10 protein-coding genes are annotated in these 6451 nt (G+C 60.1%); all 10 read left to right on the forward strand.

The genetic code is table 11. The annotated features are described in order from the left end of the window. Window position 1 precedes the first annotated feature (1 nt). Window positions 2-265: a hypothetical protein gene (locus tag WJU17_RS18795; protein WP_346328927.1), complete on the forward strand. Its 264-nt coding sequence runs from the start codon at window positions 2-4 to the stop codon at window positions 263-265. Continuing rightward, window positions 266-1129, forward strand: a complete 864-nt coding sequence (locus WJU17_RS18800) for a hypothetical protein (protein WP_346328928.1) — start codon at window positions 266-268, stop codon at window positions 1127-1129. It begins immediately after the preceding gene. A 70-nt stretch (window positions 1130-1199) separates the two neighbouring features. After that, window positions 1200-1460 (forward strand): hypothetical protein, encoded by a 261-nt coding sequence (locus tag WJU17_RS18805; RefSeq protein ID WP_346328929.1) that lies wholly within the window; start codon window positions 1200-1202, stop codon window positions 1458-1460. Window positions 1461-1587: 127 nt separating this feature from the next. Next, window positions 1588-1920, forward strand: coding sequence for a hypothetical protein (locus WJU17_RS18810; protein ID WP_346328930.1), 333 nt, complete (start codon window positions 1588-1590; stop codon window positions 1918-1920). Between the two features lie 181 nt (window positions 1921-2101). Then, on the forward strand, window positions 2102-3019 hold the full coding sequence (locus tag WJU17_RS18815; protein WP_346328931.1) for a hypothetical protein: 918 nt from the start codon (window positions 2102-2104) through the stop codon (window positions 3017-3019). 9 nt (window positions 3020-3028) lie between these two features. Continuing rightward, window positions 3029-3994, forward strand: a complete 966-nt coding sequence (locus tag WJU17_RS18820; RefSeq protein WP_346328932.1) for a DUF5309 domain-containing protein — start codon at window positions 3029-3031, stop codon at window positions 3992-3994. Window positions 3995-4270: 276 nt separating this feature from the next. Beyond that, entirely contained in the window at window positions 4271-4693 is a 423-nt protein-coding gene (locus tag WJU17_RS18825) for a hypothetical protein (protein WP_346328933.1), read from the forward strand. Continuing rightward, window positions 4690-5178: a helix-turn-helix transcriptional regulator gene (locus WJU17_RS18830; RefSeq protein ID WP_346328934.1), complete on the forward strand. Its 489-nt coding sequence runs from the start codon at window positions 4690-4692 to the stop codon at window positions 5176-5178. Before WJU17_RS18825 ends, WJU17_RS18830 begins: the two co-directional genes overlap by 4 nt. Window positions 5179-5183: 5 nt before the next feature. After that, complete coding sequence (locus WJU17_RS18835) at window positions 5184-5681, forward strand: hypothetical protein (protein WP_346328935.1); 498 nt, start codon at window positions 5184-5186, stop codon at window positions 5679-5681. A gap of 273 nt (window positions 5682-5954) precedes the next feature. Further along, window positions 5955-6451: DUF5309 family protein (locus WJU17_RS18840; protein ID WP_346328936.1), on the forward strand; the 497-nt coding region annotated here is incomplete at its 3' end.

The following is a 6451-nucleotide window of genomic DNA, read 5'->3' on the forward strand; positions in this document are numbered from 1 at the left end:
GATGATCAAATCCGCCGAGACCGCAACGCGCGTGGATAAACTCGTCCGTGAGGCCGCTAAAAATCTCATCCGGTCCGTCCAAGCGGTGAACGAGACCGAGGATGAGGAGGTCTTCAAGGCCTACAGGCGCAGCGTGGCGCCGCTCGTCGCGGGGTTATACGAATATATCCTGCACGATCTGTGGGTTGCCTTTCCCGACCTCGAGCCGGACGACATGCGTAGAGGGAGTGGGCCTAAGGAAAGTCCAACCGGTGAGGCGACCTAGGTGTCACTGGAGCAGGACAACGCCCATTTGGCAGTCGTGCAGACGCTGGTTTTCCGCTTGCGCCGGGAAGGTCCGCTGACCGTTAGCGAGGAAGAGTTCGCGGCGGTCCGTGAGGCGGTCCGGCTGATGTCGGATGTGCCGGATGCTCCCGCCATGCCAGAGACGCGGGCGGATGTCGATGACGCGGTGGCGGCGGTGAATGCGGTGATGTGGCGCCAGATCAAGCTGGCGGGCAAGATTGCCGATCGGGTTCTTGAAGAATGGGTGGCATTGGGGAGCGAGGAGGCCGAGCGGCGAGCCAGGCAGCGGGTGGCGGAGCTGGACGGCGCCTGGGCACGTGCGTCCGCAGCAAGTCGGGTGGACACGGAGATCAGAATCATCCGGGAAGACATGCAGGCAGGGATGTCGCTATTCGACATACAGGCATCGGAAGCGATCCTCGACGCCGCGCGGGGAAGTCGAAGGCCACGAGACTACAAGGAAGGGTTCGAACTGATCATCGGCGCGCTTCCCGACCGGATTCGGGAGCGCGACAAGCTAGGCGCGCTGAACCTTGCCGGAGAACTGGCGCTTAGCGCGGGGCTGTTCCCAGAAGCTGTGAAGGTCCTGACGCGGTTGATCTCGGAGGAAGAGCGGCTGCAGAAATCCTATTACCGGGAGGGCGCCGCCGCGATGCGCGCCTATGCCTTCGTGGAGCTAGGCGACGGCGCTTCGGCGATGGCGGACATCGAGCAGGTCGAGGATGATCTCCAGATGTTCTGGATCGACAATGTACCGATGCTGACCAAGGCGTATCTCCTGAAAAAAGTTCGGGAGCTGGATGCGGGCGTGAGCAGCCAATGCGCTGCACCGCCGGACGGCTGAATCCGCGACCCCTAACCCATTCAACGCTGAGTTTCCCGCAGGCCGTGTTGCATGCCACGAGGAGGATTAAATGACGCGTGATTACCAGGACGAGATGAGCCGGGGTGAAGCCGCCCGGCAGATCATCGAAGACCCGCTGTTTGACGAGGCGTTCCAGACGATCGAGCGGGAGTGCTTCGAGGCGTGGAAGGGGTCCGGATGGAAGGATGCGGACAGGCGCGAGGCGCTCTACCGGCAGTTGAAGGCGCTGGGCGAGGTGCGTACCCGGCTGACGGCGGTCATGGAGGGCGGCAAGGTCGCCCGGTCGCTGATGGAGAAGTTTCTCAGGTGAATATTCGATCTCGGGGGCGTCCAGCGGGACGGAGCCCTGGTCAAGTCGGAACTGGTCGGTCATTACCGGCCGTGGGAAAGTAAGAGATCTGATACCTCCTGGTGGGACAGATTTTGAGGCAGGGCCAATGGTCAGAATTATCTACAACGACAGTACCGATCCCTATTTGCCGGGCGATGTCGAGGTCTTTCGCGACATAGATGAGGCGCGTCGCGAGGTCGAGAGCTATGACGCGGAAGACCCGCAGGTCTTCATCTGTGACGAGGAGGGACGCCGCTGCCGGATGTGGGGCGTTGAATTGCGGGTGGTGCCCGAGGAGGTCGCCGAACCTTTCGACATCGTCCGGATCGACCGGATGCTCGCCGAACACATCCGGCGATATGAGATGCCCGGCGAGACACTTCAGGAAAAGCTCGAGCAGATTATCCGGCGTCAAGGCAATGGGGCGGCGGCAGGCTGATTTTCAACCCCTGCCGCTTTTCCACGCCTGACACAAAGATTGTGTGGTTGCAAGACCGCGTTCTTACCTGCGGGCCGCAAGGCAAACTCTAGCGGCTTCGCCCTTCCGGACCATTCGAACAACAGGCAGCCCGCGACATCGCGGGGTGCCTGCGCACGCGCATTCACAAGGAGACGACCTGATGGACACCGACAGCCCGCAAGGGATCGGCATGGATGAGGCTCAGAAACGGATCGCGCTCGCGATCGACCCGGCGACGGGCAGCGAGGACGGGAGCGATGAGGCGGACGCCTGGGACGGGGCGGACGAGTATGGGGACGCCGACGCGGACGGCCTGGATGGCGAGGAGCAGCCTCGGTACCTCGTGAAGGTTGACGGGGAAGACCATGAGGTGACGCTCGACGAGCTGGTCCATGGCTATTCGCGGCAGGCGGACTACACACGCAAGACGCAGAAACTGGCGGAAGCGCGCGAGGCGATCATGGCCGAGCGCGAGCAACTGGCGGATGTGCACCGGGAGCGGGCGGAATACGCGGCGCTGCTGAGCACGCTGCGCCAGTCGCTGGAGGAGGCGCCGGAGGAGCCTGACTGGGACAGCCTGTTCGCGCAGGATCCCGCGCAGGCCTCGGCGCTGAAGCAGCAATGGGACGGCGAAGAGTTCGCCCGGCAGCGGCAGGCCATGGCCGTCCGCGCCGAGCAGGAGCGGGTTCTTGCCCTGGCGCAGCAGGCACAGCAGGACATGCTGGAGCGGCACCTTCACACCGAGGCATCGCGGCTGCCGGAGATCATTCCGGCCTGGCGCGACCAGAGGGTGGCGGAGACCGAAAGGCAGCAGATCCTGCACTGGGCACTGGACCAGGGGCTCAGCCCGCAGGACCTCGAAGGCGTCACCCGCGCCGACGTGGTGGGCATCCTGCGCAAGGCGTGGCTGTACGACAATGGGCGGCGCAAGGCGGAAGCCGCCATCGGCGGTGCCCAGCCCACGCTGCGTCCGGGCGCCTCGGCGCGCGGCGCGCCCGACCTGACACGCCAGAAGCAGCGGCTTGCGAAAACCGGCCGCGTCGCCGACGCGGCCAAGATCATTCAAGCGCTTTTATAAGGAGGCCGTATGGCTATCGTATCGAACACCTATACGCGTTACGACGCGAAGGGCATCCGCGAGGACATCGCGAACGCCATCTACAATGTGAGCCCGGAAGAGACGCCGCTCATCTCGAACATCGCCAAGGAGAAGTGCGGCAACACGTTCTTCGAATGGCAGGTGGACTCGCTGGCGGCGGCCAGCACCTCGAACGCCGTGGTCGAAGGCGACGACGTGGCAGCGTTCAGCTCGGTGACGCCGACCGACCGACTGGGCAACTATACCCAGATCAGCCGCAAGGACGTGATCATCTCGGGTACGCTGGAAGTGCTGGACAAGGCCGGGCGCAAGTCCGAGCTGTCCTATCAGCTGGCCAAGAAGGGCGCGGAGCTGAAGCGGGACATGGAGGCGATCCTGCTCTACAACCAGGCGGCGACGGCCGGCTCGACCTCGACGGCGCGCAAGACGGCGGGACTGCCGTCGTTCCTGCGCACCAATGCCAGCAAGGCCAGCGACGGCACCAATCCGACGGTGTCGAACGGCGTCGTCAACGCCGCCCGGGTCGACGGCACGCAGCGCTCGTTCACCGAGACGATCCTGAAGGACGTGATCGCCAAGACCTGGGCCGAGGGCGGCAACCCGAAAATGCTGATGGTGGGGCCGTTCAACAAGCAGCGCGCCAGCACTTTCGGCGGCATCGGCGCGACGCGCTTCAACGTCAACGGCGCCAAGCCGGCGACGATCATCGGCGCGGCGGACATCTACGTGTCGGATTTCGGGAATCTGGAGATCGTGCCGAACCGCTTCCAGCGGGAGCGGGACGCGTTCGTGATCGACCCGGAATACGCGGCGCTGGTGCAGCTGCGTCCGATCCAGCAGGTGCCGCTCGCCAAGACCGGCGACGCGGAAAAGCGCATGCTGGTGGTGGAGTATGGGCTGAAGGTGAAGACCGAGAAGGCGCACGGCGTGGCGGCGGATCTCGAAACGTCTTAATCGATAGGTGGGTTGGGCTTGCAGCTCAACCCACTGATTCGCGCGCCGCGCATTTTGGGCTTTGATTCTTGCTGAGGACGCGACTGTGTGATTCAATCTGCACGACGGCTCGCTTCATACAGATGGTGTGGCGAGCCCAACGATGTAGCTGATTTTGTTTATCTACCCCAGTTTCACTTGTGAAGAACTGCAGATCTGCCCTAGCGTAAACGCGCCCTTTAAGATTTTTCTTAACTACCTATCTCAAACATGCCAAAGGAACCAGACAGCGATGAGATGATCCTTCTCACGGAAGGGGTCTACAGCGTGTGGGTAACGAGGAAAGTGAAAGAAGCTGTTGATGCTTTGGATGTGCAACCGAGGGCGCGGCTGCAAGCCCTTTTCAATCTGTTTTGTCAAAACGGGCCGCGAGGCTTGAACGCAAAAACGCAATTTCCATCAGAAGATGCCCACCCGAGCGGATTGAAAAATATGGCAGACATCGCTCTCAGAGCCTTCAAGCCAGCTGCTCAGTGGCGACTTTACGGTACCGTGACAACCTATAAGGAGAAGCCGGCGTTTATCGGGGTGGCCGTCGATGACAGCAAGAAACAGGACAAAGCCGACCAGCACTTGCTCAAACTAGCCGCGAAGCGTGCTGCTCGGATTATCGATGTCGATCGCAAACCGAATCTGCGCGGCAAAGGAGGTAAGAAATGAACCAGAATGATGCGAAATTTATTGTCGCTGAGGAGCGTTTTCTTGCAGAGATTCAATTTTCGCTCCAGTGGCTTATGAGGGATCAGGGTGTCAATAACAAGGAGTTGGCTGCGCGCTTGGGTGTGAGCGCTGCCCGCGTGAGCCAATATTTCTCTGAGGCTGCTTCTTTGAACGCGAGGACGATTGCGAGGCTCTTCTCGGCTTTGGGCGAAGAATGCAACGTTGAAAGCGCGCGATTGACCGATTTGAAGAAAGAATGGAAGCGCCATGCTGCGAGCGTGTCCGCCGAGGAATTGGTGACTAGTGATATGGCTTATCTCAAGGAGGAAGACGCTGAGGAGGACAACTGTGATGCTGATTTGGCGCCGGATTCGCCATTCCTCATCGTTAAGTTTGCAGAAGAGCAGAATATTTGGGGTGTGATCCCCCGACCGTCTGGTCACCAATCTAATCACGTTAAACAGACTGAAATTGCGGCAGCGTGACTGGCGTGAACAAGATGAATTCAAAGAAAAAAAATGTGGAGCAGCAAAGCGCTCCGACCTTCACCGTGAAGGAATATAATAGCGTTGCGATGAATGCCTCGTTGAGGGCAATTGTTTTAACCCTAGCTGATTTTGTTATAAAGCCAGAGTATTTTTCAACCGAGGAAGCCAAGCGAGAATTTTCTTACGGCGGTGATATGAGCGAATTCAGTTTTAATTCTGATATTGGTGTTGCTCAAGGGACATATAATTGGACAGTCTTGGTTAAATGTGGACGGAGGGTGTTGCTTAAGGCTAATGCGACTTATGTGACGCTGTACGATAGTTTGCATGGCCGATCCCGAGATGCGGTTGAGGTGTTCTTGGGTACAGTCGGCCAAATTGCGACTTATCCATATTTCAGAAACAGAGTCAGCCAATTGAGCTGGGAGGCGAATGCAAATTTGCCTTTATTGCCCAGCCAATCATTTGACCCTAACCATCAACGGCAAGATATCGATTGAATGATCAAACGTTCCGATGTCTGAGGCCTTCATCGACTTACGATTCTCTGGCGATCCTCCCTGTTAGGCGTGAGGGTCGCGGATACAATTAATCGAATGCCTTCGTAAGCAGCGCGAAATCCTCGTACCAATAGCCATACCGCTGGCGGAACGAAGGTGAGTGGTTTCTGCCGCTTCGTCGTTGCCGATGCGATTGATGGCGGAAGAGTTGACGTTGAGACTCAACCGGTCCGGTTCCAAAGGGTTTCTTTGAGGTGGGCGGGACGCCGAAGCGTGCGTGGCTCGACCTCGACGGCGCGCAAGACGGCGGGACTGCCGTCGTTCCTGCGCACCAATGCCAGCAAGGCCAGCGACGGCACCAATCCGACGGTGTCGAACGGCGTCGTCAACGCCGCCCGGGTCGACGGCACGCAGCGCTCGTTCACCGAGACGATCCTGAAGGACGTGATCGCCAAGACCTGGGCCGAGGGCGGCAACCCGAAAATGCTGATGGTGGGGCCGTTCAACAAGCAGCGCGCCAGCACTTTCGGCGGCATCGGCGCGACGCGCTTCAACGTCAACGGCGCCAAGCCGGCGACGATCATCGGCGCGGCGGACATCTACGTGTCGGATTTCGGGAATCTGGAGATCGTGCCGAACCGCTTCCAGCGGGAGCGGGACGCGTTCGTGATCGACCCGGAATACGCGGCGCTGGTGCAGCTGCGTCCGATCCAGCAGGTGCCGCTCGCCAAGACCGGCGACGCGGAAAAGCGCATGCTGGTGGTGGAGTA

This window comes from Iodidimonas sp. SYSU 1G8 (assembly GCF_039655775.1).
In the GTDB taxonomy this organism is placed as follows: Bacteria; Pseudomonadota; Alphaproteobacteria; order SMXS01; family SMXS01; genus RI-34.